Source organism: Kitasatospora sp. GAS1066B (assembly GCF_041262605.1).
Classification (GTDB): domain Bacteria; phylum Actinomycetota; class Actinomycetes; order Streptomycetales; family Streptomycetaceae; genus Kitasatospora.
Genome location: NZ_JBGCCO010000026.1, coordinates 73,640 through 98,238, shown reverse-complemented (window position 1 = coordinate 98,238; position 24,599 = coordinate 73,640). Strand labels below are relative to the sequence as shown.

The window sequence follows — 24,599 nt, the reverse complement described above, 5'->3', positions numbered from 1 at the left end:
CGATCGGCTTTCACCGGGACGAGCGGGAAGCGGCCCTTGACGAGGGGTGTCCGTGCGAGGGTCCACAATGGGGGGCGCCGTATCCCCCGGTGACGACATGTGAAGCAGCTGACAGACGCAAGGGAGCCCCGCCGCGATGGCCCGCCGCAGTTCGCCGACCCCGCCACCCGGAGACTTCGAGGAGCGGATCCTCGATGTCGACGTCGTGGACGAGATGCAGGCTTCCTACCTTGAGTACGCCTACTCGGTGATCTACTCGCGCGCCCTGCCGGACGCGCGGGACGGTCTCAAGCCGGTGCACCGGCGAATCCTCTACCAGGCCAACGAGATGGGCCTGCGCCCGGAGCGCTCGCATGTGAAGTGCGCCCGGGTGGTCGGCGAGGTGATGGGTCGGCTGCATCCGCACGGTGATGCCTCGATCTACGACTCGATCGTCCGGATGGCACAGCCGTTCTCGATGCGGGTGCCGCTGATCGACGGCCACGGGAACTTCGGTTCGCTCGGCAACGACGACCCGCCGGCCGCGATGCGGTACACCGAGTCGCGGCTGACCGCGGCCTCGATGGCGCTGGTGGAGTCGATTCACGAGGAGACCGTCGACTTCACTCCGAACTACGACGGCAGCGAGCAGGAGCCGGTGGTGCTGCCGGCCGCCTTCCCCAACCTGCTGGTGAACGGCGCCACCGGCATCGCGGTCGGCATGGCGACCAACATGCCGCCGCACAACCTGTCCGAGGTGGTGGCCGCCGCCCGGCATCTGATCAAGCATCCGAACGCCGACCTCGACACCCTGATGCGCTTCATCCCCGGCCCCGATCTGCCGACCGGCGGCCGGATCGTGGGCCTGTCGGGCATCCGGGACGCCTACGAGAGCGGCCGCGGCACCTTCAAGATCCGCGCCACCTCGACGATCGAGAACGTCACCGCCCGCCGCAAGGGCATCGTGGTGACCGAACTGCCCTTCTCGGTCGGCCCGGAGAAGGTGATCTCCAAGATCAAGGACCTGGTCAACGCCAAGAAGCTGCAGGGCGTCGCGGACGTCAAGGATCTGACGGACCGTGCGCACGGCCTGCGGCTGGTGATCGAGGTCAAGAACGGCTTCGTTCCCGAGGCGTTGCTGGAGCAGCTCTACAAGCTGACGCCGCTGGAGGAGAACTTCGGCATCAACAACGTGGCGCTGGTCGACGGCCAGCCGCTCACGCTGGGGCTGAAGGAGCTGCTCGAGGTCTACGTCGACCACCGCTTCGAGGTGGTCCGCCGGCGCAGCGAGTTCCGCCGGCGGAAGCGGCAGGAGCGGCTGCACCTCGTCGAGGGCCTGCTGGTGGCGCTGGTCGACATCGACGAGGTCATCGCGCTGATCCGGTCCAGTGACAACGCGACGCAGGCCAAGGAGCGCCTGATCGAGCGCTTCTCGCTCTCCGAGGTGCAGACCGCGTACATCCTGGACACCCCGCTGCGCCGGCTGACCCGGTTCGACCGGGTCGAGCTGGAGGCGGAGCAGAGCAAGCTGCTCACCGAGATCGCGGAGCTGACCGAGATCCTGGAGTCGGACACCAAGCTGCGCGGCGTGGTCTCCGGCGAGCTGGGCGCGGTGGCCAAGCAGTTCGGCACCGAGCGGCGCACCGCGCTGCTGGAGGCCGGCGCGCTGCCCTCGGCGTCGCTCGCGGTGCCGCTGGAGGTGGCGGACGACCCGTGCCGGGTGCTGCTCTCCTCCACCGGTCTGCTGGCCCGGACGGCGGACGGCGAGCCGAGCCCTGCGCCGGAGAACCGGGCGAAGCACGACGTGATCGTCTCCTCGGTGCCGGCCACGGCGCGCGGCGATGTGGGCGCGGTGACCTCGGCCGGGCGGGTGCTGCGGCTGCCGGTGATCGACCTGCCGGCCCTGCCGCCGCAGCCGACCCTGTCGCTGGCCGGCGGGGCCCAGGTGTCGGAGTTCCTGAAGCTGGACGCCGGTGAGCGGTTGATCGCGCTGACCACGCTGGACGAGTCCTCGCCGGGTCTGGCGCTGGGCACCGTGCAGGGTGTGGTCAAGCGGGTGGTTCCGGAGTGGCCGGCCAACAAGGACGAGTTCGAGGTGATCGGGCTCAAGGACGGTGACGAGCTGGTGGGCGCGGTCGAGTTGCGCACCGGCGAGGAGGAGCTGGTCTTCCTCACCAGCGATGCCCAGCTGCTGCGTTACCCGGCGAGCCAGGTCCGGCCGCAGGGCCGCCCGGCCGGCGGCATGGCCGGGATCAAGCTGGCGGACGGGGCGCGGGTGATCTCGTTCACGGCGGTGGATCCGGCGGCGGACGCGGTGGTGATCTCGGTGGCGGGCGCCTCGGGCACGCTCACCGGTGAGGCGCAGACCAGTTGGAAGCTCACGCCGTTCGAGCTGTATCCGCGCAAGGGGCGGGCCACCGGTGGGGTGCGCTGCCAGCGCTTCCTGCGTGGCGAGGATTCGCTGGCCTTCGCCTGGGCGGGCCCGGCGCCGGCCCGGGCGGCGGCGGCGAACGGCTCGCCGGTGCCGCTGCCGGAGCGCGACCCGCGCCGGGACGGCTCGGGGACTCCGGTCAGCACGCCGATCGCGGCGGTGGCCGGACCGGCCTGACCTCGCCTTCCGTCCCACCCGGGCGCCCCACCGCACGGCGGTAGGGTGCCCGGGTGAGCATCTGTACGAGTCTGTCCAACGAGCTGGCCGAGCCGCTGGCCGCCACCGCGGCCACCGCGACCACCTGGCTGCTGATCGAGCAGAGCGGCCCGTGGGGCGCCAAGGCGCTGACTGAGAGTCACCTCGACGCGGAGCTGGGGCGGGCGCTGGACGCGGCCTGCGCGGGCACCGGGGTGCGGGTGGCGCTGATCCGCCACCCGGGACGGCACGCCGACGACCGACCGGCGGCCGGCCACCAGGTGATCCTCGCGCACACGGTGCCCGGGCGGGGGTGGATCCGCCGGGCCGAGCTGGCGGACGTCGCCGAGCTGCTCTCGCTGGACCTGGCCGCGGCGGGCGCGGGCGAGCACGGCGGCTTCGGCACCCCGCACACCGGCGGCCCGCTGGCCCTGGTGTGCACCAACGGCCGGCGCGACCGCTGCTGCGCGCTGCTCGGCCGCCCGCTGGCCGCCGAGCTGGCCGCCGCCGGGCACACCGAGGTCTGGGAGGTCACCCACCTGGGCGGCCACCGCTTCTCCCCCACCATGCTGGTGCTGCCGTACGGCTACGCGTACGGGCGGCTGACCGACGCCGCGGCCAAGGAGGTGCTGGCGGCCACCGCCGCCGGGCAGATGGTGCCGCGCTGGTCGCGCGGCCGCTCCTGCTGGGACCGGCCGGCCCAGGCCGCCGAGCAGGCCGTCCGCGAGCTGGTCGAGGAGAGCGCGGCGGAGGCGCTGACCGTGACTCAGCAGTCGCTCTCGGCGGGCGAGTGGCGCTGCCGGGTGCGGCACGGCGACGGCCGCGAGTGGCTGGTCGAGGTGGTGCGGGCGCTGAGCGAGCCGCCCCGCCCGGAGAGCTGCGCCAAGGCGCCGGGCACGCCGGTGCGGATGGACGTGCGGTCGGTGGTGGCAGGCTAGGGCCTCTCTTACGGATCTTGCCGGGCGCGCGACGCCGGGCAAGATCCGTAAGAGAGGCCCTAGGTCGCACCATCGCGCTCGGTCACTGAGCGTGCACCCTCGGTCGGCGCAGTCCACGACGCGGTCCGGCTCGCGAGCTGCTTAGCGTGGCGGCCGTGGGACTCCCCCACGCGGACAGCTCTCCGCCCGCTCCGTTCCCGGGGCCGACGGAGGCCGCGGACCCCGCGGCGCCGCGCGGAGCGGGCCGTTTCGGTCCGGTCCGCCGTCCCGGCCCCGGCCGGGCGTACGGAAGGGATGCACCGGACATGAAACCGGACCTCAACCCGGACCTGATCTCTGCCGATCCGATAGCCGGCCGGCCCTCCTCCAGCGCCGAGCACGGTGCGCACCACCGGGCCGGCCGCCTGCGCCACCGGGTCGGCCTGGCCGCCGCGATCGTCGCGGGCGCCGGCTCGATCGGCCTGGGCGCCGACCTGGCGAGCGCGGCCCCGCTGCCCGAGCACCTCGCCCTCTCGTCCGGGCTGGTCAGCGCCGACCGTTCGGCGAGCGTCACCAACGGCGACATCCACCAGGGCTGGGACGGCTCGGTCTACTGGTTCCAGAACAGCGCCGGCGAATGGCGCTACACCAAGCACCACGACATCTACCTCAACCGGATCGGCTCGAACAGCGACAACACCGGCACCGGCACCGGCGACATACAGCAGGGCTGGGACGGCTCGGTCTACTGGTTCCAGAACAGCAGCGGCGAATGGCGCTACACCAGCCACCGCGACACCTACCTGAACCGGATCGGTTCGAACAGCGACAGCAGCGGTAGTGGCAGCGGCAGCACCGGCGTGACCAACGGCGACATCCAGCAGGGCTGGGACGGCTCGGTCTACTGGTTCCAGAACAGCGCCGGCGAATGGCGCTACACCAGCCACCGCGACATCTACCTGAGCCGGATCGGTTCGAACGGCGACAGCAGCGGTAGTGGCAGCGGCACCGGCACCGGCACCGGCGACCAGTCCGCCGCCACGTCTAACGCCTCCAGCGGCGATGTCGAGGCCGCCATCGCGTTCGCCCAGGCCCAGCTCGGCAAGCCCTTCATCTGGGGCGGCAACGGCCCGGACGGCTACGACTGCTCCGGCCTCACCCAGCAGTCCTTCCGACGCACCGACGTCTCGCTGCCCCGGATCGCCGACGAGCAGTACTCCGCCACCACGCCGGTGAGCGCGAGCCGGATGCAGCGCGGGGACCTGCTCTTCTGGTCCTACGACGGCAGCGTCAGCGGGATCCATCACGTCGCCATCTACCTCGGCGACAACCGCTACATCGAGGCCGCGCACCCCGGCACCACCGTCCGGATCTCGCATCTGAACAGCGGCTACTTCCCGAGCTTCGTCTCTCGCCCGTGACCTTCACGGCCACTGCGCCGGGCCCCGGTCGCCGCTCGCGACCGGGGCCCGCGAGTGTCCGCCCGGCGCGGTCAGACCGCGCCGGCACCGGTGAGCGAACGCACCTCCAGCTCGGCGAACTTGTCCGGGTCCGCCCGCTCCTCGCCGCTGACCGTGCCCACCCAGCCGAGCAGGAAGCCGAGCGGGATGGAGATCAGCCCCGGGTTCTCCAGCGGGAACCAGTGGAAGTCCACACCGGGGAACATCGCGGTCCTGCTGCCGGAGACGACCGGTGAGAAGACCACCAGGACCAGCGCCGGCACCAGGCCGCCGTAGGTCGACCAGCAGGCGCCACGGGTGGTGAAGCGGCGCCAGAAGAGGCTGTAGAGCAGCGTGGGCAGGTTGGCCGAGGCCGCCACCGCGAAGGCGAGACTGACCAGGAAGGCGACGTTCAGCCGCTGGGCGAAGAGGCTCAGCACGACCGCCAGGCCGCCGATCACCACCGCCGCCAGCCGTGCCACCACCACCTCCTGACGATCCGTCACGGCTGGCCGGTCCGCCCGGCGGAAGGCCTGGGCGTACAGGTCATGGGCGAAGGAGACCGAGGAGGCCAGGGTGAGGCCGGCCACCACCGCGAGGATCGTGGCGAAGGCGATGGCGGAGGTGACGGCGAACAACAGGGTGCCGCCGGTGCTCCCCTCGCCGCCGCCCAGGTTGAGCGCGAGCAGCGGGACGGCGGTGTTCCCGGCCGAGTTGGCGGCCTTCACCGCCTTGGAGCCGACCAGCGCGGTGGCGCCGAGGCCGAGCACGATGGTCATCAGGTAGAAGGCGCCGACCAGGCCGATCGCCCAGACCGTCGAGCGGCGGGCGGCGCGGGCGGTGGGCACGGTGTAGAAGCGGGACAGGATGTGCGGCAGGCCCGCCGTCCCCAGCACCAGGGCCAGGCCCAGGCTGACGAAGTCGAGCCGGTCGGTGACCGAGCCCCCGTACTTGAGGCCCGGCTCCAGGTAGCGGTCGCCCGCGCCGCTGCTGCGGGCCGCGGCGTGCATCAGCTCACCGAGGTCGCCCTGGAAGTGGACCAGCACCCAGACGGTGAGCAGCACGGCGCCGATCATCAGCATCATGGCCTTGACGATCTGGATCCAGGTGGTGGCCCGCATGCCGCCGACCGTCACATAGATGATCATCAGGGCGCCGACGGCGACGATGGTCCAGGTCTTCGCGGCGGCTCCGGTGGTGCCCAGCAGCAGGGCGACCAAGCTGCCCGCGCCGACCATCTGGGCGATCAGGTAGAGCAGGGTGACCACCACGCTGGCGCTGCCGGCCGCCGCGCGGACCGGACGCTCGCGCATCCGGGTGGCCAGCACGTCGGCCAGCGTGTACCGGCCGGTGTTGCGCACCAGTTCGGCCACCCACATCAGCACGACCAGCCAGGCGACCAGGAAGCCGATGCTGTAGAGCATGCCGTCGTAGCCGTACAGGGCGATCAGGCCGGTCACGCCGAGGAAGGAGGCGGCCGAGAGGTAGTCGCCGGAGAGCGCGATGCCGTTCTGCAGCGGGCCGAAGTCCCGTCCGCCGGCGTAGAAGTCCTCGGCGGCCTGGCCCCGGCGCCCGACCCAGAGGGTGATGGCCAGGGTGATCACCACCACCAGGGCGAAGAGCACCACGGCCAGTTCGTGATGCCGGCCCCCGGTGACGACGACGGGCCTGGTGGTGATCGCGGCGGCGATGAACGCGGTAGGTGTCATCGCAGCTGGTCCTGGGTCTCCCAGCGCAGGCCGAGCGCGGCTCGGTCCCGCTTGCTACGGGCGTTGCGGGCGTAGAGCCAGGTGATCAGGAAGGTCGAGACGAACTGCAGCAGCCCCAGCACCCAGGCCACGCTGAACGGACCGACGAGCTGAGTGCGCATCAGGTCCGGTGCGACCGCCTGGGCGGTCACATAGCCGAGGTACCAGCCGAGGAAGACGGCGGTGGCCGGGAAGACGAACCTCCGGTAGTCCCGCCGGATCTCCCGGAAGGCGTCGCTCTGCTGGACCTCCCGGTAGACCTCCGCGAACGCCGGGTCCGGCATGCGCGGGGGCGACTGGAGCGACCGCTGGGCCGGGACGGCGGACCGCGCCGCGCCGACCCGCGGGCGGGCCGACCGCTTGGCCGCGTCGGGCTTGCCCGGGGTGGACCACCAGTCGAACCGATGGCCCTGTCGGGGCGTGGGACCGGGTGATCCGGTGACTTCGTGCTGTGCCAAAGCTGCTCCCTGGACGGGATGCACCACCGAGCGGTGGGCGTCGGAGATCGGCACCGGGCACTCCGGACGACCCGCCCCGAAGATCCATTCGGCGTACCGACGGAGCCCTGACGGGTCCAATCATGGCGGGTCGAAATCCGAAATATGGCATTCAGCCAGGCATTTCACCCAATGAGGTGAGATCAGTCAGCCTGCGAACCACGGGAAAGACCATGCCTGAACGCATAACTGACCGCTTGTGCCCGATCTCGAACGGCGGTCTTCGCGAACAGGTTGTTGATGTGCGTCTTCACCGTGGCCGGACTGACGAAGAGCGCCTCGGCGATCTCGGCGTTGGAGAGACCGTCGGCGATCAGCGCGAGCACCTCGGCCTCACGGGCCGTCAGACCGTCGGGCAGCGGCTGCGGTTGGCGGGCGGACCGGGGCTGCTGCAGCCTGTCCACCGATTCGTCCACAGCGCCGGCCGAGGCGGTCGAGGGCGCGCTCGGCCCGGCGAGCCGCTCCAGCAGCCGCCGCTGCACCTGCGGCGAGAGACCCGCCGCACCCGCCCGGACATCGGCGATGGCCCGGGCGATCTCCTCCGCGCCGGCGTCCTTGGTGAGGTAGCCGCGGGCACCGGCCTGGAGCGCGGCGAAGAGCGAGTCGTCATCGGCGTAGGTGGTGAGCACCACGACCTCGGTACCGGGGTGCTGGGCCCGGATCAGCCGGGTGGCCTCGACGCCGTCGCAGCGCGGCATCCGAAGGTCCATCAGGACCACGTCCGGCGCGTGCTCCGCCACCAACCGGACCGCCTCCTCACCGTCCGTGGCCGCCCCCACCACCTCGATGCCGGGCAGCAGGCCCAGCAGCATGACGATGCCTTCGCGCACCACCGTCTGGTCGTCCGCCACCAACACCCGGGTCGCCGTCCCCGCGCCACCGGCACCGCTCTGCCCGTTCACCCGCCACCCCACTCACTGTTCGATCTCACTGGACCCGCTGCCCGCCCGTTCTACCGCGCCGATCCCGCCCCGGTCACCTCGACGGCGTCAGGTCGGCAGCCGCAGCAGCACCAGCCAGCCGCCGTCGTCCGGCCCGGCCGTCAGGCTGCCACCGAGCAGCTCGGCCCGTTCCCGCATCCCCAGCAACCCGTAGCCGCTGCCGCTCGCGGCCAGTTCGGCCGCGCCGGGGTCCGTGGGTGCGCCACTGTTCCTGACCGCCAGTTCGACCGCCTGGTCGAGGTAGCGCAGCGTCACGGTGCGCCGGGCGCGCGGGGCATGCTTGCGGACGTTGGTGAGCGCCTCCTGCGCGGTGCGCCGCACCGCCAGCCCGGCCTCGGCGCCGAGCGGCCGGGGCGTGCCCGTCACGGTCAGCGTGGCCTGCTCCTGTCCGGCCAGCTCCAGCAGGAACTCGCCGACCGGGGTGAACTCGCCGCGCAGCGCGGAGAGCGCCTGCTTGGTCTCGACCAGCCCCTCCTGCGCCATCCGCCGGGCCGCCACCACCCGGTCCCTGATCTGCTCCCGCTCGGCCCCGCTGTCCAGCATCAGCCGGGCCGCCTCCAGGTGGACCAGCTGGGCGGAGAGGCTGTGCGCCAGCACGTCGTGGATCTCCCGGGCGATCCGGGCCCGCTCGGCCAGTGCCGCGCTCTCCGCCTCGGCCGCCCGCGCGGCCCGCTCCTGTTGCAGCAACCGCTGGGCGGTGGCCCGGGCCTCGGCGTCCAGCCGGAGCAGATAACCCAGCAGCACCAGGCCGGCCACCGTGGCGACCAGCGCCAGGAGACTGTCGTGGGTGGCCAGCGCATAGGACGCGAGCGCTCCCCCGCAGGTCGGCAGCGCCGCCGCCAGCGGCAGCCGGAGCAACCCGACGACGGCGAGCCCGCACCAGATCACGTTGGCCAGCAGCGCCGCGCCCACCTGGTCCGCCACCGCGCCGACGATCAGCAGCAGGGCGACGGCCGGCAGCGCCCAGCGGATCAGGTGCCGTCGGCTGCTGTGGATGAACAGCTGGAAGAGCCCGACCGCCGCCAGCAGCGCCAGCACCGCGACGACGGCGTCCGCCCCGGTGAACCGGCTGGCCCTGACGGTCCCGAGCAGGACCGTCAGGGCCAGCGCCACCCGCCCTGCGACGCTGAGCAGCCGGCCCGGCTGGGAGCGCTCCTCGCGGGCCAGGGCCTCCCGCGAGGGCCAGCGCGTCCAGGTATCCAACTGCACGGATGCTCCTCCGGTGGCGGTGCTGATGGGTCAGCCCACCGCGCTCAGCGTGTGCGGGGCGGCGTCCAGGCCCCGGGCCCTCCAGTTCACCACGGCGCCACGGACCAGCAGCAGCGCCCCGATGGTGAGGTACAGCGCTTGGGCGCTCTGGTGGACGTGCAGTGCCGAGCCGAGGCCGTAGAGCCCGATCCGTACCACGATCATGCCTGCCCAGGCCGCCACGGTGGCGACGGTGCCCTTGGTCCAGACGCTGCCGTCGCTCGCCCGCCAGATCCGCACCGTCCAGCCCCAGACCGAGCCCATGGCCAGCACCACCACGAGTGAGCCGGCCAGCAGACCGATCGCCGCGGCCTGGTGGGCCGGGTCGATCAGATGCTTGTCGCTCAGCCCGAGTGCGCAGAGGATCAGCGGCAGCAGCCAGAAGCGCCGCTCGGTGTCGATCTTGCGGGCCCGGAGCTGACGGCTCGCGACGAACCCGACCACAACGAGGATCACGAGGATGTTGGCGATGCCGGTCATCGGACTTCGCTCCGTCTCGACTGGGAGAATCTGACGGCTACGACGCTACGGATCCCGCCCGCCGAGCTGATCGGCTCCAGGGTTGATCCCACGGTTGAGGGGCCCTCCACCCGTGGGTGGAGGGCCCCTCAACCGGGTCGGCCGGCCGGCTCAGGGGCCGGCTCGCGTGGCCGGCTCAGGCGTCGATCCGGGAGCGGTCCAAGGTGGCGGCGGAGTCCACGATGAACTCCTTGCGCGGCGCCACGTCGTTGCCCATCAGCAGATCGAAGACCTGCTCGGCGGCCTCCAGGTCACCCAGGTTGATCCGCCGCAGGATCCGGTGGCGCGGGTCCATGGTGGTCTCGGCCAGCTGGTCGGCGTCCATCTCGCCCAGACCCTTGTAGCGCTGCACCGGCTCCTTCCAGCGCAGGCCCTTGCCCTGGAACTCCAGCATGGTGCGGCGCAGCTCGGCGTCGGAGTACGTGTAGTGGTACTTCTCCATGCCGCGCTTGGGGTTGGTGAGCTCGATCCGGTGCAGCGGCGGGACGGCCGCGAAGACCCGGCCCTGCTCGACCATCGGCCGCATGTAGCGCTGGAAGAGGGTCAGCAGCAGGCAACGGATGTGCGATCCGTCGACATCGGCGTCGGCCATGAAGATCACCCGGCCGTAGCGGGCCTGGTCGATGTCGAAGGTCCGCCCCGAGCCGGCCCCTATCACCTGGATGATCGCCGCGCACTCGGCGTTCTTCAGCATGTCGGAGATCGAGGCCTTCTGGACGTTCAGGATCTTGCCGCGGATCGGCAGCAGCGCCTGGAACTCGGAGTTGCGGGCCAGCTTGGCGGTGCCGAGCGCGGAGTCGCCCTCGACGATGAAGAGCTCGCTGCGCTCCACGTCGTCGCTGCGGCAGTCGGCCAGCTTCGCGGGCAGCGAGGAGGTCTCCAGCGCCGTCTTGCGACGCTGCGCCTCCTTGTGCTGGCGGGCGGCCACCCGGGTGCGGGCGGCGGCGGCCACCTTCTCCAGCACCGAGCGGGCCTGGGCCTTCTCGTCCTTCTTGGAGGAGGTCAGGAAGGCCTTGAGCTCGCGGGCCACCACGGCGGCCACGATCCGGTTGGCGGCCGAGGTGCCGAGCACCTCCTTGGTCTGCCCCTCGAACTGCGGCTCCGCCAGCCGGACGGTGACCACCGCGGTCAGACCCTCGGTGGCGTCGTCCTTGGTGATGTCGTCCTCGGCCACGCGCAGCAGCTTGGCCGCGCGCAGCGCCTCGTTGACCGTCTTGGCCAGCGAGCGCTCGAACCCGCTGACGTGGGTGCCGCCCTTGGGCGTGGCGATGATGTTGACGAAGGAGCGCAGCGTGGTGTCGTAGCCGGCGCCCCAGCGCAGCGCGATGTCCACGCCGAGCTCGCGGGTGACCTCGGTGGGGGTCATGTGGCCGAGCTCGTCCAGGACCGGGACGGTCTCCTTGAAGGTGCCCTCGCCGCGCAGCCGCAGCACGTCGCAGACCGGCTTGTCCGGCGCCAGGAACTCGCAGAACTCGCCGATCCCGCCGTCGAAGCGGAAGGTCGTCTCCTCGACCTTCTCACTCTCCGTCAGCCGCTCATCACGCACGATGATGGTCAGACCCGGCACCAGGAACGCGGTCTGCCGGGCCCGGCTGTGCAGGTTCTCCAGGGAGAGCTTGGCCTCCTTGAGGAAGATCTGCCGGTCGGCCCAGTAGCGGATCCGGGTGCCGGTGCGGGTCTTGGGCACCTTGCGGGTCCGGGTCAGGCCGCTGGCGGGATCGAACGGGGCGTCCGGGCTCAGCTCGGTGAACAGCCCGGGGGTGCCGCGGCGGAAGCTGATCGCGTGGGTGTGCCCGCTGCGGTCCACCTCGACGTCCAGCCGGGCGGAGAGCGCGTTGACCACCGAGGCGCCGACGCCGTGCAGGCCGCCGGAGGCCGCGTAGGAGCCGCCACCGAACTTGCCGCCGGCGTGCAGCTTGGTCAGCACCACCTCGACGCCGGACAATCCGGTCTTCGGCTCCACGTCCACCGGAATCCCGCGGCCGTTGTCGCGGACCTCGACCGAACCGTCGTCGTGCAGCACGACCTCGATCCGGTCGCAGAATCCGCCCAGCGCCTCGTCCACCGAGTTGTCGATGATCTCCCAGAGGCAGTGCATCAGACCGCGGCTGTCGGTGGAGCCGATGTACATGCCGGGCCGCTTGCGGACCGCTTCGAGCCCCTCGAGGACGAGCAGGTGCCGAGCGGTGTAGTTGGATCCGTCCTCCGCTGCGCGCAAGGCGGACGGCACGGTCGTTTCGGCACTCACGCGGTGCACTCCTCCAAAGAGACATCTGACTCGGTCCGGCGGCGGTTCCCCGGACCTCCCCCGGCGGCGTCCCCGCTCCCGCGCCCGGGCCGCTGCACGGATCGCCCCGGCTCCGCAGCTTGTACGCGCTGCGCGAACACGGGCCGAACCCGGTTCGCCGCGCGAGAGGGTCATCTCGCCCGCGCCCGACGGATCCTGGCGGACCGTCGAGCCGACCGCGAGCGCTGGAACTGCCGAGATGCAGGCTACCGGTGCTCGGGGCGGGGCTTATGCTCCAACCCAGTAGGGGATTATGCTACGCCCACCCTCGGACAACAGTTCGAAGATTCGTTCGAGCGATGGACAGGTCGCGGATTCCGGCAGGCATGAACCACCGGCGCCCGGGGCACGTCCTCATCAACACAGCAGAATCCTCAGAGAAGAAAAGCCACGAGCGGGAACGTTTTCGGCCTGGTTGGATGTTGACCCTGGTACGACAGCTCGTCGAGCTAGAGAAGAGGCGACGTGACTACTGTTCTGACACCTGCGAGCCCGCTCACCGCGGCTGACCGCTGCGACCGATGCGGCGCCCAGGCATACCTGCGCGTCGTACTCGCAAGCGGTGGGGAGCTGCTCTTCTGCGCCCACCACGGGCGGAAGTTCGAGCCGGAGCTCAAGAAGATCGCCGTGGAGATACAGGACGAGAGCGGTCGTCTCGCCACCACGGCGGCCTCGGCCACCAGCGACGAGCGCTGAGCGCTCGGCACCTCACTGACGTGCTGAGGTCGGCCCTTGCGGGCCGGCCACTGGGCGGCAGGCTTAGCGGCCTGCCGCCCAGCGTCGTATTCACGGGGGCACGGTGCGTTACCGCGCGATCACCGAACCGGCGTCCGACAGCTGGGCGTTGACCGCGTCGGCGACCGCCGACAGGCGGGTGTAGACACCCGGGTGCTTGGCCTCGGCGCAGCCGGCGCCCCAGGAGACCAGGCCGACCAGCCGCCCGTTCACCACCAGCGGGCCGCCACTGTCGCCCTGGCAGGCATCCTTGCCGCCGCGCGATTCGCCGGCGCAAACCATGCCGTGAGCATCGAAGGTTCCGTCCGAACCCCCCGGGTAGTCGCGCGCACACACCGAGTCGGCCACCACCGGCACGTCGACTCCGTGCAGCGTGTCCGCGTAGGTGGCGTGCCCGGTGGTGTCGCCCCACCCGTAGACCTGTGCGCGGGTGCCCGGCGCATACGGCGCGCTCTCGCCCTGGCCGACCATCGGCAGCACCGCGCGGCCGGCCTGGGGGGTGGCCAGCGTGAGCACCGCCACATCCTGCATGTTCTGGTCGAACGAGTACTGCGGGTGGATCCAGACGTTGGTGACCGGGACCTCGGCGCCGTCCTGGGTGGTCAGATCGCTCCGGCCGACGATCACCGCCAGCCCCGGCCGATCGGTCGGCCGACCGTACCGCTCGTCGTAGAAGCAGTGGGCGGCGGTGACCACCTTGGTCGGCGTGACCAGCGTGCCGCCGCAGAACTGGCCGGAGCGGGTGTCCCCGAACTGGGCGCGACTGGCCACCGCGACCACCCAGGGCCGCTGGACCGTGCTGTCCGCCCAGCCGCCCACGATCCGGCGGTCGGCGTGGGCGGGAGAGGCCCCCAGCGAAACCAACGCGGTCGGCAGCACGGCCAGCAGCGCCAGGGCGGCGGCCTGCCGGCGGGCGCCGCGCGATGGGCGCGGAAGGCGGCGGACATCGGGGCCAGGCGGCTGGGAGGAGAGGGACATCACAGTGCACTCCGGCGGGTCGACAGCAGGCAACCGCCACAGCGTAGTCAGGCTCTCACCCTGAGTGCCCGTCAATGGCCGCTCAAGCACTCGGACGAGGGACCCGGCGGACCGCCGGATGACAGTCCGGGCCCAGGGGCACCGAACGCCGGCGGGCCCGGGGCAGTCGATCTGCCCCGGGCCCGCCGGTCGTGACGCTCTGCTGAACCCGACCGCTCCAGCGTGTCGGGCCCGCTGTCAGTCCAGGTAGTCGCGCAGCACCTGGGAGCGCGAGGGGTGGCGCAGCTTGGACATGGTCTTCGACTCGATCTGGCGGATGCGCTCACGGGTGACCCCGTAGACCTTGCCGATCTCGTCCAGCGTCTTCGGCTGACCGTCCGTCAGACCGAAGCGCATCGAGACCACGCCGGCCTCGCGCTCGCTCAGCGTGTCGAGCACCGAGTGCAGCTGCTCCTGGAGCAGGGTGAAGGAGACCGCGTCGGCCGGGACGACCGCCTCGGAGTCCTCGATCAGGTCACCGAACTCGCTGTCGCCGTCCTCGCCCAGCGGGGTGTGCAGCGAAATCGGCTCACGGCCGTACTTCTGGACCTCGATGACCTTTTCAGGGGTCATGTCGAGCTCCTTGGCCAGCTCCTCCGGGGTGGGCTCGCGGCCCAGGTCCTGGAGCATCTGGCGCTGGACGCGGGCCAGCTTGTTGATGACCTCGACCATGTGCACCGGGATACGGATGGTGCGGGCCTGGTCGGCCATCGCGCGGGTGATCGCCTGGCGGATCCACCAGGTCGCGTAGGTCGAGAACTTGTAGCCCTTGGTGTAGTCGAACTTCTCGACCGCGCGGATCAGACCGAGGTTGCCCTCCTGGATCAGGTCCAGGAAGAGCATGCCGCGACCGGTGTAACGCTTCGCCAGCGAGACCACCAGTCGGAGGTTGGCCTCCAGCAGGTGGTTCTTGGCCCGGCGGCCGTCCTCGGCGATGATCTCCAGCTCGCGCTTGAGCTTGGGGGCCAGCTTGTCGGCCTGGCTCAGCTTGTCCTCGGCGAACAGGCCGGCCTCGATCCGCTTGGCGAGCTCGACCTCCTGCTCCGCGTTGAGCAGCGGGACCTTGCCGATCTGCTTGAGGTAGTCCTTGACCGGGTCGGCGGTGGCACCGGCGACGGCGACCTGCTGGGCCGGGGCGTCGTCCTCGTCGTCGTCGGAGAGGACGAAGCCCTCCGACTCCTCCTCCGGCTCGCCCTCGGTGTCGGCCTTGGCGCCGGGCAGCGCGACGTCCTCGGTCGACTCCTCGTCGCCGAGCAGCTCCTCGTCGCCCTTCTCGGCCTTGCCGGCGGTCTTCTTCGCGACCGCCTTCTTGGCGGGGGCGGTGGCCTTCTTGGCCACGGCCTTCTTGGCGGCGGGTGCGGCGGCCTTCTTGGCAGCCGCGGCCGGCGACTCGACGCCGATCGCGTCGTCCACCGAGGCACCGACCGTGGTGGTGATCGAAGTGACCGAGACCACGGAGGCCACGGCGGCCGGCGCCACGGTCGCGGCCGGCGCGATCCGCACCGGCGGCTTGGTCGGGGCGGACGGGGTACGCGTGGTGACCGCCTTGGTCGCGGTGCGCTTGGTGGTGCTCTTGGCCGCGACGCTCTTGCGCTTGGCGGCGGACGGCTCGGCCGCGCTCACCATCAGGTCCACCCCTTCCTCAATCAGTACCTGGTTGAGGCTGCGCATGACGTTCTTCCACTTGGTGACCGGGATCTGGTCCGCCTCGAAGGCCTGGCGCACGTCGTCACCGGCGATCTGCCCCTGGGCCTTGCCCCGCTCGATGAGCGCCAGCAGGGCCGCGGACTCGGCGATCTCGGGGGGGAGCGAACGGGATGTGCTGGCCGACACGAACAACCTCTCGGACGAAGAGTGGACTCGAACCCGTACCGGACCGCCCGAGAGGGCGAGGAAGGAGCACGTGCCACAGGGCACGACAGGTTCCGACCGGCTCGGACTTGAGGACTGGGTTTGCAGGACGCTGGGTTTGTGGGACGGCAGCAGCGCCGCAGACCAACACAGCATTCTGACATGGCGCGGGTATTCCGGAGCTGCTTCCGCTCCGTACACATCGCTGCCGCCCCTCAAGTGTTACGCATGCCGCTCGTGGCACAGGTCACACGCCTCCTCGACCGAGCCCCCGGGTCCCGTCGTCCGGGCGGCGGCGGGCCCTCCGGGTGGGCCACCGCGGCTGCGCGCGGGCATCCGGAGGGCGCTGCCCAGGTCCGATGGTTCGGTGGCCGGTCCGCTCAGTGCTCGCGGGGCGCGGGCACCGCGTGCTCGACGTCCGGGTGCACGGTGAGCAGGGCGCGCACGGCCGCCTCGGCCGCGGTGCCGTCACCGGTGCCGATCGCGTCGACCAGGCGGGCGTGCACGCTGACCGAGGCGTCCGTGGGCCGCTCGCAGGCCGTCGCCGGACCGCCGCTGACCTGCAGCGCCGAGGCGACGATGCCGGAGAGGTGCTCCAGCATCCGGTTGCCCGCCATCTGCAGGATCAGGCCGTGCAGCTCGGCGTCGGCGCGGGAGAAGGTGATCAGATCGCCCTGAGCCACGGCGTGGCTCATGATCTCGGTCATCTCGGTCAGCCGCTGCTGGATCTCCTCGCGACCGTGTCCCGCGGCGAGGCGGGCGGCCAGCGGCTCGATCGCCCAGCGCATCTCGCACAGCTCGCGGCGCTGCTCGTCGCGCTGCGGACCGAAGGCACGCCACTCGATGATGTCGGGGTCGAGCAGGTTCCAGTCGCCGACCGGGCGGACCCGGGTGCCGACGTTCGGACGGGCGCTGACCAGGCCCTTCGCCTCCAGCACACGCAGCGACTCGCGCACCACCGTGCGGGAGACCTCGAAGCGCTGGCCGATCTCCTCGGGGACCAGCGGGCGGTCCGCCCCGAGGTCACCGGAGACGATCATCTGGCCGAGCTGCTGGACCAGCTGCCCGTGCAGCCCGCGGCCACGGCTGCTGGTGGTCTTGCGGCCGACCCGGGCGAGATCACTCTCCACGCCATCCCAACGGGGGACGGGCGGAGTCGGCCGATCGGCGTAGGAGAAACGGTCGAGCTCAGCAGCGCCGGGTGCGGGCGGCTCGGCGGTGCGGGCGGCTGTCATGGCGGGGTGCGCAAGGGTACTCACACGTCCTTTGTCGGCGATCGGAGAGCCCGACTTGAGGATTCTCGTGAAAAGCACACGAAAGGGTGATCGCCCGTGGATGGATAATTGACTTCTTATCAGGAAGAAATGGCCATACCGGTCAGGCGAGTGAGGTGAGTTTCGGGGGGCGGCGGGGTGAGTCGAGTTGACGGGTGGTCAGGACGGCTCAGGATCAGGTCGGTTGGCGGACCTGGGGGCGGCGGGCGGGGCCGGCGGGGCAGAGCATGCGAGTGGACAGGGCTCGCGAGTGGGCAGGGCTGGCGAGTGGGCAGGGCGGTCAGAACGAGCGGCGGCGGGTCTGGGCCAGCAGGCAGCCGGCCAGCAGCGCCGCGACCGGCACTAGCACCACCGCGACCGCTCGGGCCGGGTGGGTCGGCGCCCAGGAGACGCCCTCGTGGTGCAGCAGATCCAGCGCGGTCGGCAGCGCCAGCTGCCCGATCAGCGTCGGCAGCGCGCAGAGCAGCAGGACCGCGGCGATGGCGCTGCGGGTCAGCGCCGCCGCCAGCACACCGCTGCAGCCGGCCGCGACGACCAGCGCGACGAAGGTCGCGAGCAGCGGCACCAGTCGGTGGTCGGTGTGCAGGGATTCGAGGGTGAGCAGGCGGACCGGCGGACCGGTGCGCGACAGGACCAGCCGGACCGTCAGCGAGTCCAGCAGCAGCGCCGCCAGAGCGAGCAGCGCCGAGACAGCCCCGATGACGGCGAGCTTGGCGAGCAATAGGCGCAGCCGGGCGGTGTAACGGACCTGGGAGGCCGGCAGTCCGGGGCAGCGGACCTCGTGGGCCACCGCCAGCGCGCCGAGCAGCCCGGCGGCCAGGGCCGCGAGCGGGATCGGGAGCACCGGGACCGCTGCCGTGGCCAGTCGGGCCGCCTCGGGCGCCGTGAGCGAGTCTGGGGCGGCTCGGCGGGCGAGCACGGCTGCCAGAACGGAACCCGCCAGCAGGGTGACGGCGAGGATCAGCCAGCTCGACCGAAGGCCCAGCAGGCGGCGCCCTTCGTAGGCCAATGCGCGCACGTGATCATCCGTTCCAGTGGTCGGGCCCGGTCAGGGGCTGAGGGGTGGAGGCGGGAGTGGGGGCGGGGATGGGGTCGCCGTGGGACGCCGAGGGCCCGGTGGGTGCGGGGGGCTCGGGGCGGGTGACGGGCTCGGGCGGGGTGGCGGGTTGCGGCAGGCCGGTGAGGTCGCCCGGGGCGCCGGGCTCGGGCAGCGGGTGGGGTGACGCGGAGCCGCTGGACGCCCCTAGGGCGGTGGACCCGGTGGGTTCGCCGAGCGCGGTGGGGGCGCTGAGGGTGGCGGAGGCGCTGAGGGCGGTGGAGGCGTTGAGGGCGGTCGACCTGCTCCGAGCACCTGCGGCGAGCGGGGTCAGCCGGCGCACCTGGACGGCTGGGGCAGCGCCAGGCCGAGCCGCGGCCGGCAGCGTCGCGCGCGGTGCCGGCTGCTCGACCACCCGGTCGGCCAGCTCGTGCAGCAGGATGCTGTTGCGGTAGGCGAGTTCGCCGATCTCGGTGCGGCCGAAACCGCTCACCGCGAGCCGGGCACTGCCGTCCTGGCGGACCTGGGCGCCCTGCGTCAGCAGCAGGTCGGCCAGCCGGGCCATCTGCGGGCCGCGGACGACGACCTCCGGCCGCAGCCTGGTGCGGCGGAACTCCGCCACCGGCTGGTCCGCGACCAGCCGTCCCTCGTCGAGGGTCACCACCCGGTCGGCCAGCAGCGCCGCTTCCTGCGGGCTGCGGGTGCTGACCACCACGGATCCGCCACCGGCCGGGAAGGCCCGGATGAAGGCGTGCAGCCAGTCGGCGTTGCGCGGTGACAGCCCCTCGGTCGGGGCGTCCAGCAGCAGCGCGTCCGGGTTGCCGAGCAGCGCGACCGCGAGGGCCAGGCGGCGGTTCATGCCCGGGGAGAACGCGCGCAGACGATGTTCGGCGACGCTCGCCAGCCGGGTCTGCTCCAGCAGCTCGTCCGCGCGCCGCGCCGGGACGCCGAGTTGGGCGGCCAACATCCACAGGTGCCCCCGGGCGGTCCGACCGAGGCTGCCGGTCCGCCGATGCGCCGTCGGCAGGAGTACGCCGACCTCGCGCTCGGGGTGGCGCAGGAGACGGTACGGGCGCCCGTTGAAGAGGGTCACGCCCTTTCCGCGCTCCAGTTCCACCATGAGGCGCAGCACCGTGGTCTTGCCCGCCTCCGGCGGCCCCAGCAAGGCCGTGACCGTGCCGGGGCCGACATCGAAGCCGAGGTCCAGCAGCGCCGGGCGACGGCCCCGACGGTAGACCTTGGTGAGTCCATTGACCTGGATCATCGCTGGCTGCTCCCACCTGCTCCGGCTGCCCTGGCAGCGTTGCCGCCCGGATTCAGCGCCCGCTCCGGATTCAGCACCCTAGGGCGAACATCGGGAGATTTCGGGCATTGCGGAGCTGGTGCGGGCCACTCGATCGACCACCTCACTCGATCAGGGGACACCGGCCGCACCAGCGTTCGCCCTGCAGTGCGAGGTTGCGATCAAGGCCGAGGCCGGGCCAGTCCGACCCAGGAGGCTCCGGCCTCAGGAGTCCGGGCGCAGCATCGGGGGGTTGAGCACGGTGGCACCACCGGCCGTGAACAGCTGTGCCGGGCGCCCGCCCTGACGGGTCGTCGTACCGCCCGAAGGCACCAGGAAACCCGGTGTGCCGGTGACCTTGCGATGAAAGTTGCGCGGATCCAGCGCCACGCCCCAGACCGCCTCGTAGACCCTGCGCAGCTCGCCCACGGTGAACTCCTCCGCGCAGAAGGCCGTGGCCAGCGCGGAGTACTCGATCTTCGAACGGGCGCGCTCCACGCCCTCGGCCAGGATCAGCGCGTGGTCGAAGGCCAGCGGGTCGCGGTCCGCGGGGCCGGGGCCGAGCAGTTCGCTGACCGGCGCCCAGCGGGCACCCCGCGCGTCACCGCCCGGCTTGGGGGTGGGCAGATCGGGAGCCAGCGCCAGGTGGGCCACGCTGACCACGCGCATCCGCGGGTCGCGCTGCGGATGGCCGTAGGTGGCCAGTTGCTCCAGGTGCGCACCGGCCGTCGCCTGCCCGCCGCCGGAGTGGGCACGCAGGCCGGTCTCCTCGGCCAACTCCCGGGAGGCCGCCTCGCCGAGGCCCTCGTCCGGGCGCACGAAGCCGCCCGGCAGCGCCCAGTAGCCCTGGAACGGCGGCTCGCCCCGGCGCACCAGCAGCGCGCAGAGCTCGTGCTCCCGGACCGTCAGCACCACCAGGTCGACCGTGACTGCGAACGGGGGGAAGGCCGACGGGTCATAGCGCGACATGGCGTCGATCATAGTCGTCTTTCTGACGATAAACACGAGATCGGCAGCAACTACGGCTCGCCCTCGGCCGCCTGGACGGGCGAGGTCGTGAGGGACGAGGACCGGGCGGGACGCGCGGCGAGCACGCGTGGCTGGGCGGCAGGCAGGCGTGACGCCGTCCGCGGTCCGGGCACCTCGCGCGCCGGATCCGGGCCGCTCCGCCGCCGCTGCCCGGCGCCCGCTTCCGGCTGACGGGCAGCCCCCGCCGCCCGTCAGCCGGCTCCCAGCTGCAGCTCGGAGGATGCCTCCTCCACCACCGCCACCCCGATCCGGCTGACCCGGACAGCGAACGGCTCCCCCGCCACCCGCAGGCCGGAGAGCTCGAGCTCGCCGAGGGGGGCGGTGCTGGCCGGGCGGACGACCACGCGCTTGGCCGGAGCATCCGGGCGGACGCCGGCCAGCGCGAGCACCGCGTGCGCGGCACCCGCCGCGGACCCGGCCGCCGGACGGCAGGCGGCCGGGTGCGGAGCGGGCGGACAGTCCGGCAACCGCTGCTCCCCCGCGTACATTTCCGGCAGCCGCCCGCCGAAGTGGGCGGAGGCGGCCAGCAGCCCCTCCAGCAGGGCACCGGCCTCGCGTTCGAAACCCGCCTCGGACAGGCCGACAACGGCCATCGCCGTCTCCTGGACCCGGACGGCACCGCTGCGATGGCCCAGCGGATTGAAGCGGGCCGACCTGCCGCTCAGCGTGCGCAGGCCCCAGCCGCAGTCGAGTTCGGGGGCGACCAGCCGGTGGGCCAGCAGCCTGGTCTGTTCCCGGTCCAGCAGGCCGGGCAGCGAGGCGCCGTCCGCCGCGAGGCCCAGGTCGAGGAGATGGACGAAGGAGGCGGCCACCGCGGGCAGCGGACGCCCGTCGGCCGTCAGCGCGGCGGCGGGGCGGCCGCCGGACAGGTCGTCCACCCAGAACCGCTCTCGGAAGCGCCCGCGCAGCCCCGCAGCCCACTCGCGCCAGCCGGCCGCTCCCGGACGGCCGAAGGCCTCCAGCAGTTCAGCGCCGTGCAGGGCGGCTCGATGTGCCTGTGCCTGGACTTCGCAACGGGCCGTGGCGGGCTGCGCCGAGCGGTCGTCGGGCAGACGACCGAGATCGGTGACGAAGCCGTCGAACGGGCCGTTCTCGGTGGTCGCCCGCAACACGGCCAGGGCACGCTCGGCGGCCGGCAGGAGATCCGCGACCTCCTGCCGGGGCAGACCCCAGCGCCAGGCCTCGGCCAGCACGGTGACGAAGAGCAACGTGGCTTCCGTGGCCGTGCAGGACGGTGGCAGCTCCGGGCCGGCGTGGCGCAGCGGTCCGGGGATGATCCCCTCGCCCTTGCCGGCGCCGGCCGCGCCCCCGGCCGGCGCGGTCTGCTGACGGCGTGCCAGGGCCCTGAGCGTGCCCGCGGCCAGCCGGGTGCCCAGTGGCAGGGTGAGCCGGGCGGCCCAGAGCGCGTCGGCCGGGGCCAGCCCGAACCGCCACGGCGCGCCTGACGCCGTGTAGAGGTCGGTCGGCCGGTCCGGGTCGGCGAGCAACAGGGCACTGAGCGCGTCCAGCGAACGCCGCACGAGCAGCTCGGCACGGGCGTCGTCGCAGCGGATCGCCACCTCGGTCCACGGCGCCGGAACACCGGCCCCGCGGCCGATCGGCGGTCGGGCCGTGGTCGCGGCGGCCGCCTCCACGTCCAGCCGCAGCTCGACCGACCAGCGGGCGCCGGGCTGCACCTCGAGATCCCAGCGGAGCACACCCGCACCGGCCAGGACCGCGTGGGGCGAAGGCTTGGCGCTGACGGTCGCACTGTGACCACGGGCGATCCAGCGCAGACCGGCGGACTGGACCTGTCCGGGAACGTCCGGCGGCCGGGCACCGGCCGCGATCTCCGCGAGGCTGCCGAGGTCCGTACCGAGTGCGATCTCCAGCGGCAGGCGGGCGGGGCGGACACCGGCGTTGCGCACGGTGATCGTCTCCGCTCCGTCGGCATGGCGCAGCCGCTCCACGGTGAGCGCCGGATCGGGATCCAGCTCGCCGGGGACCCGGACCGCGCCGAGGAAGCGGGCCTGGGACGCCGAGGAGAGGTCGCCCTGGAGTGCCAGCGGCTCCACCCCGCCGAGCCGCAGTTCCATCCTGCTCAACCCGCGGACACCGGAGCGGAAGAAGCCGTGCAGTCCGGACCCGCGCAGCTGCCCGTCGGACCCCGAGGCAGCCATGGCGGGGGCGCTGACGCAGAGCACGTCCGCGTGGGTGGACGTCGGCAGCCGGCGGGCCTGGGACGCCGGGCGTCCCGATCCGCTCGCGGACGGCTCGGGCCGTCCCGGGGCGGTTCGGGACCCGCCGACCGTCTCGGCCGGCATCGCGGTCTGTGCTGGCCTGGGGGCCGTCACCGGGCACTCCTCCTGTCGACCGGCAGGGCGGGCCCGCAGGCCACGACCGCCGTGGGTGGTCTCTCTCACGCGTGCGCTCGGCCGGGCACCGCCCGGCGGCACGCCGGGATCGCCGTGGGCCTGGTCCGGCTCCACCGGCCTTGCCTTCCCCCACGGACGGCACCACCATCCACGGCGGGCTCGGTGGCGGCCCTCTGAGTGAACGCGGCGCACGGGGCACAGGTCACGCCCCACCACGCGGTGGGCCGAGCCGGTCGCGAGGTTCGGAGCGTCGGCCGGGTCGCGCGGCACCTGCGGCGGCTCGGCTGACGGGCGATCCGCCCCGGGCGGACGGCACCGGTGCCGCTCACTCGGCGCCAGGATACGGTGCCGAGGTGGCACCGCCCGTACCGGGAAGTCCACCGGTCGGCGCCGACCGGCACGCGCACCCCGTGCGGGTGGTGTCGGCGGCGTCGACACCCGCGCGGCCCACCGCGCATTCGCCGCACCGAGCACAGACCGAGGAGTCTCATGTCCGTCGTGATCCGACAGCCTGGCGTCGTACTGACCGACCATCTGTTCCAGGTGCCGCTGGACCACGCGGCGCCGCAGGGCGAGCAGATCGAGGTCTACGCCCGTGAGGTGGTCGCGGCCGGCAAGGAGCGCTCCGACCTGCCCTGGCTGCTCTACCTCCAGGGCGGCCCCGGCGGTCGGGCGGCCCGCCCGCTGGGCCGGGACAGCTGGCTGGACCGGGCCCTGGACGACTACCGGGTGCTGCTGCTGGACCAGCGCGGCACCGGGCGCTCGACCCCGGCGACCCGGCAGACCCTGCCGCTGCGCGGTAGTGCGGCCGAACAGGCCGAGTACCTCTCGTACTTCCGCGCCGACTCGATCGTCCGTGACGCCGAACTGATCCGTCGTCAGCTGTTGGGCGAGCAGGGGCAGTGGACTCTGCTCGGGCAGAGCTTCGGCGGCTTCTGCACCCTCAGCTACCTGTCGCTGGCCCCCGAGGGGCTGCGCGAGGCACTGGTCACCGGTGGCCTGGCGGGGCTGCGCAGCAGCGCGGTGGACGTGTACCGGGCGGCGTACCCGCGAGTGGGCCGCAAGAACGCCGCGCACTACGCGCGGTACCCGCAGGACGTCGAGGCCGTGCGACGGATCGCCGAGCACCTGTCCGCCGCCCCGGCCGAGCTGCCCGGTGGTGGCCGGCTGACCGTGCGGGCGTTCCAGGCGCTCGGCCTGCTGCTCGGCTCGGGCAGCGGCTCCGACACCCTGCACTACCTGCTGGAGGACGCCTGGGTCCGCGGCAGCGCGGGACTCGAGCTGTCCGACACCTTCCTGACCGGCGCTCAGTCGAAGCTCTCGTTCGCCGACGCCCCGCTCTACGCCGTGCTGCACGAGTCCATCTACGGACAGCGGTCGGTGGACCCGGGACCGACCGGCTGGGCGGCGGAGCAGGTCCGCTCGGAGTTCCCCGAGTTCGACGCGGCCCGGGCCCTGGAGGACGGCGCCCCGGTGCGGTTCACCGGGGAGATGATCTACCCCTGGATGTTCGAGACCGATCCGGCGCTGCGCCCGCTGCAGGAGACGGCGGACCTGCTGGCCAAGCGCACGGACTGGCCCGACCTCTACGCCCCTGACGCCCTGGCGGCCAACCAGGTCCCGGTGGCCGCCGCCGTCTACCACGACGACATGTACGTCGACACCGCGGACTCCCTGGCGACCGCCGACGCGGTCCGCGGCCTGCGGACCTGGGTGACCAACGAATGGGAGCACGACGGCCTGCGGGCCAGCGGTGGGCAGGTCCTGGATCGGCTGATCCGCATGGTCCGCGGCCAGCTGTAGCGGTCGGCGGCGCCGGC

At 72.6% G+C, this 24,599-nt stretch carries 18 protein-coding genes; 5 read left to right on the top strand and 13 right to left on the bottom strand.

Going from position 1 to position 24,599, the window contains the following annotated elements; genetic code table 11:
- Positions 1-136: 136 nt before the first annotated feature.
- From ABH937_RS26905 to ABH937_RS26895, 3 genes are all read left to right on the top strand, one after another.
- Positions 137-2,587 carry a DNA topoisomerase (ATP-hydrolyzing) subunit A gene (locus ABH937_RS26905; RefSeq protein ID WP_370219750.1) on the top strand — a complete coding sequence of 817 codons (2,451 nt, stop codon included), beginning with the start codon at positions 137-139 and terminating at the stop codon, positions 2,585-2,587.
- Positions 2,588-2,640: 53 nt separating this feature from the next.
- The gene (locus ABH937_RS26900; RefSeq protein WP_370219749.1) at positions 2,641-3,543 is read left to right on the top strand and encodes a sucrase ferredoxin; all 903 of its coding nucleotides are present in this window, start codon (positions 2,641-2,643) and stop codon (positions 3,541-3,543) included.
- Positions 3,544-3,848: 305 nt separating this feature from the next.
- Positions 3,849-4,943 (top strand): C40 family peptidase, encoded by a 1,095-nt coding sequence (locus tag ABH937_RS26895; RefSeq protein WP_370219748.1) that lies wholly within the window; start codon positions 3,849-3,851, stop codon positions 4,941-4,943.
- 71 nt (positions 4,944-5,014) lie between these two features.
- Here ABH937_RS26895 and ABH937_RS26890 read toward each other — a convergent pair whose 3' ends face one another.
- The 6 genes from ABH937_RS26890 to ABH937_RS26865 all read right to left on the bottom strand — a co-directional run bounded on the left by ABH937_RS26890 (position 5,015) and on the right by ABH937_RS26865 (position 12,162).
- Positions 5,015-6,670, bottom strand: coding sequence for a cation acetate symporter (locus ABH937_RS26890; protein WP_280693709.1), 1,656 nt, complete (start codon positions 6,668-6,670; stop codon positions 5,015-5,017).
- On the bottom strand, positions 6,667-7,167 hold the full coding sequence (locus ABH937_RS26885) for a DUF485 domain-containing protein (protein ID WP_280693710.1): 501 nt from the start codon (positions 7,165-7,167) through the stop codon (positions 6,667-6,669). The genes ABH937_RS26890 and ABH937_RS26885 overlap by 4 nt, the downstream gene beginning before the upstream one ends.
- Positions 7,168-7,349: 182 nt before the next feature.
- Positions 7,350-8,018 (bottom strand): response regulator, encoded by a 669-nt coding sequence (locus tag ABH937_RS26880; protein WP_370219763.1) that lies wholly within the window; start codon positions 8,016-8,018, stop codon positions 7,350-7,352.
- 177 nt (positions 8,019-8,195) lie between these two features.
- On the bottom strand, positions 8,196-9,356 hold the full coding sequence (locus ABH937_RS26875; protein WP_370219747.1) for a sensor histidine kinase: 1,161 nt from the start codon (positions 9,354-9,356) through the stop codon (positions 8,196-8,198).
- A gap of 30 nt (positions 9,357-9,386) precedes the next feature.
- Positions 9,387-9,875, bottom strand: a complete 489-nt coding sequence (locus tag ABH937_RS26870; RefSeq protein ID WP_370219746.1) for a DUF1453 domain-containing protein — start codon at positions 9,873-9,875, stop codon at positions 9,387-9,389.
- 175 nt (positions 9,876-10,050) lie between these two features.
- Positions 10,051-12,162 carry a DNA topoisomerase IV subunit B gene (locus tag ABH937_RS26865; protein ID WP_280693713.1) on the bottom strand — a complete coding sequence of 704 codons (2,112 nt, stop codon included), beginning with the start codon at positions 12,160-12,162 and terminating at the stop codon, positions 10,051-10,053.
- Positions 12,163-12,666: 504 nt separating this feature from the next.
- On the opposite strand from ABH937_RS26865, the gene ABH937_RS26860 reads away from it, so the two are divergent.
- Positions 12,667-12,897, top strand: a complete 231-nt coding sequence (locus tag ABH937_RS26860; protein ID WP_280693714.1) for a hypothetical protein — start codon at positions 12,667-12,669, stop codon at positions 12,895-12,897.
- Between the two features lie 108 nt (positions 12,898-13,005).
- Here the strand turns inward: ABH937_RS26860 and ABH937_RS26855 are convergent, their stop codons facing one another.
- The 7 genes from ABH937_RS26855 to ABH937_RS26825 all read right to left on the bottom strand — a co-directional run bounded on the left by ABH937_RS26855 (position 13,006) and on the right by ABH937_RS26825 (position 22,584).
- Positions 13,006-13,914, bottom strand: a complete 909-nt coding sequence (locus tag ABH937_RS26855; RefSeq protein ID WP_370219745.1) for a trypsin-like serine protease — start codon at positions 13,912-13,914, stop codon at positions 13,006-13,008.
- Between the two features lie 237 nt (positions 13,915-14,151).
- The gene (locus ABH937_RS26850; protein WP_280693716.1) at positions 14,152-15,792 is read right to left on the bottom strand and encodes an RNA polymerase sigma factor; all 1,641 of its coding nucleotides are present in this window, start codon (positions 15,790-15,792) and stop codon (positions 14,152-14,154) included.
- A 392-nt stretch (positions 15,793-16,184) separates the two neighbouring features.
- Positions 16,185-17,117 carry a FadR/GntR family transcriptional regulator gene (locus tag ABH937_RS26845; RefSeq protein WP_280693717.1) on the bottom strand — a complete coding sequence of 311 codons (933 nt, stop codon included), beginning with the start codon at positions 17,115-17,117 and terminating at the stop codon, positions 16,185-16,187.
- Between the two features lie 241 nt (positions 17,118-17,358).
- Positions 17,359-18,096 (bottom strand): hypothetical protein, encoded by a 738-nt coding sequence (locus tag ABH937_RS26840; RefSeq protein WP_370219744.1) that lies wholly within the window; start codon positions 18,094-18,096, stop codon positions 17,359-17,361.
- Between the two features lie 4 nt (positions 18,097-18,100).
- Positions 18,101-19,378, bottom strand: a complete 1,278-nt coding sequence (locus ABH937_RS26835) for an ATP-binding cassette domain-containing protein (protein ID WP_370219743.1) — start codon at positions 19,376-19,378, stop codon at positions 18,101-18,103.
- Positions 19,379-19,621: 243 nt separating this feature from the next.
- The gene (locus ABH937_RS26830) at positions 19,622-20,365 is read right to left on the bottom strand and encodes an NUDIX domain-containing protein (RefSeq protein ID WP_280693720.1); all 744 of its coding nucleotides are present in this window, start codon (positions 20,363-20,365) and stop codon (positions 19,622-19,624) included.
- 251 nt (positions 20,366-20,616) lie between these two features.
- On the bottom strand, positions 20,617-22,584 hold the full coding sequence (locus tag ABH937_RS26825) for a glycogen debranching N-terminal domain-containing protein (protein ID WP_370219762.1): 1,968 nt from the start codon (positions 22,582-22,584) through the stop codon (positions 20,617-20,619).
- A 684-nt stretch (positions 22,585-23,268) separates the two neighbouring features.
- Between ABH937_RS26825 and ABH937_RS26820 the strand changes: the two genes are divergently transcribed.
- A complete protein-coding gene (locus ABH937_RS26820; RefSeq protein ID WP_280693722.1) occupies positions 23,269-24,582 on the top strand; it encodes an alpha/beta fold hydrolase in 1,314 nt (437 codons plus the stop codon).
- The last annotated feature ends 17 nt before the right edge of the window (positions 24,583-24,599 follow it).

What these genes read in the sequence shown, in the direction of transcription:
- ABH937_RS26905 (WP_370219750.1), top strand. Translation starts at nt 137, where the DNA reads ATGGCCCGCCGCAGTTCGCCGACCCCGCCACCCGGAGACTTCGAGGAG.
- ABH937_RS26895 (WP_370219748.1), top strand. Translation starts at nt 3,849, where the DNA reads ATGAAACCGGACCTCAACCCGGACCTGATCTCTGCCGATCCGATAGCC.
- ABH937_RS26890 (WP_280693709.1), bottom strand. Translation starts at nt 6,670, where the DNA reads ATGACACCTACCGCGTTCATCGCCGCCGCGATCACCACCAGGCCCGTC.
- ABH937_RS26880 (WP_370219763.1), bottom strand. Translation starts at nt 8,018, where the DNA reads ATGCTGCTGGGCCTGCTGCCCGGCATCGAGGTGGTGGGGGCGGCCACG.
- ABH937_RS26870 (WP_370219746.1), bottom strand. Translation starts at nt 9,875, where the DNA reads ATGACCGGCATCGCCAACATCCTCGTGATCCTCGTTGTGGTCGGGTTC.
- ABH937_RS26855 (WP_370219745.1), bottom strand. Translation starts at nt 13,914, where the DNA reads ATGTCCCTCTCCTCCCAGCCGCCTGGCCCCGATGTCCGCCGCCTTCCG.
- ABH937_RS26835 (WP_370219743.1), bottom strand. Translation starts at nt 19,378, where the DNA reads ATGATCCAGGTCAATGGACTCACCAAGGTCTACCGTCGGGGCCGTCGC.
- ABH937_RS26830 (WP_280693720.1), bottom strand. Translation starts at nt 20,365, where the DNA reads ATGTCGCGCTATGACCCGTCGGCCTTCCCCCCGTTCGCAGTCACGGTC.
- ABH937_RS26825 (WP_370219762.1), bottom strand. Translation starts at nt 22,584, where the DNA reads ATGGCTGCCTCGGGGTCCGACGGGCAGCTGCGCGGGTCCGGACTGCAC.
- ABH937_RS26820 (WP_280693722.1), top strand. Translation starts at nt 23,269, where the DNA reads ATGTCCGTCGTGATCCGACAGCCTGGCGTCGTACTGACCGACCATCTG.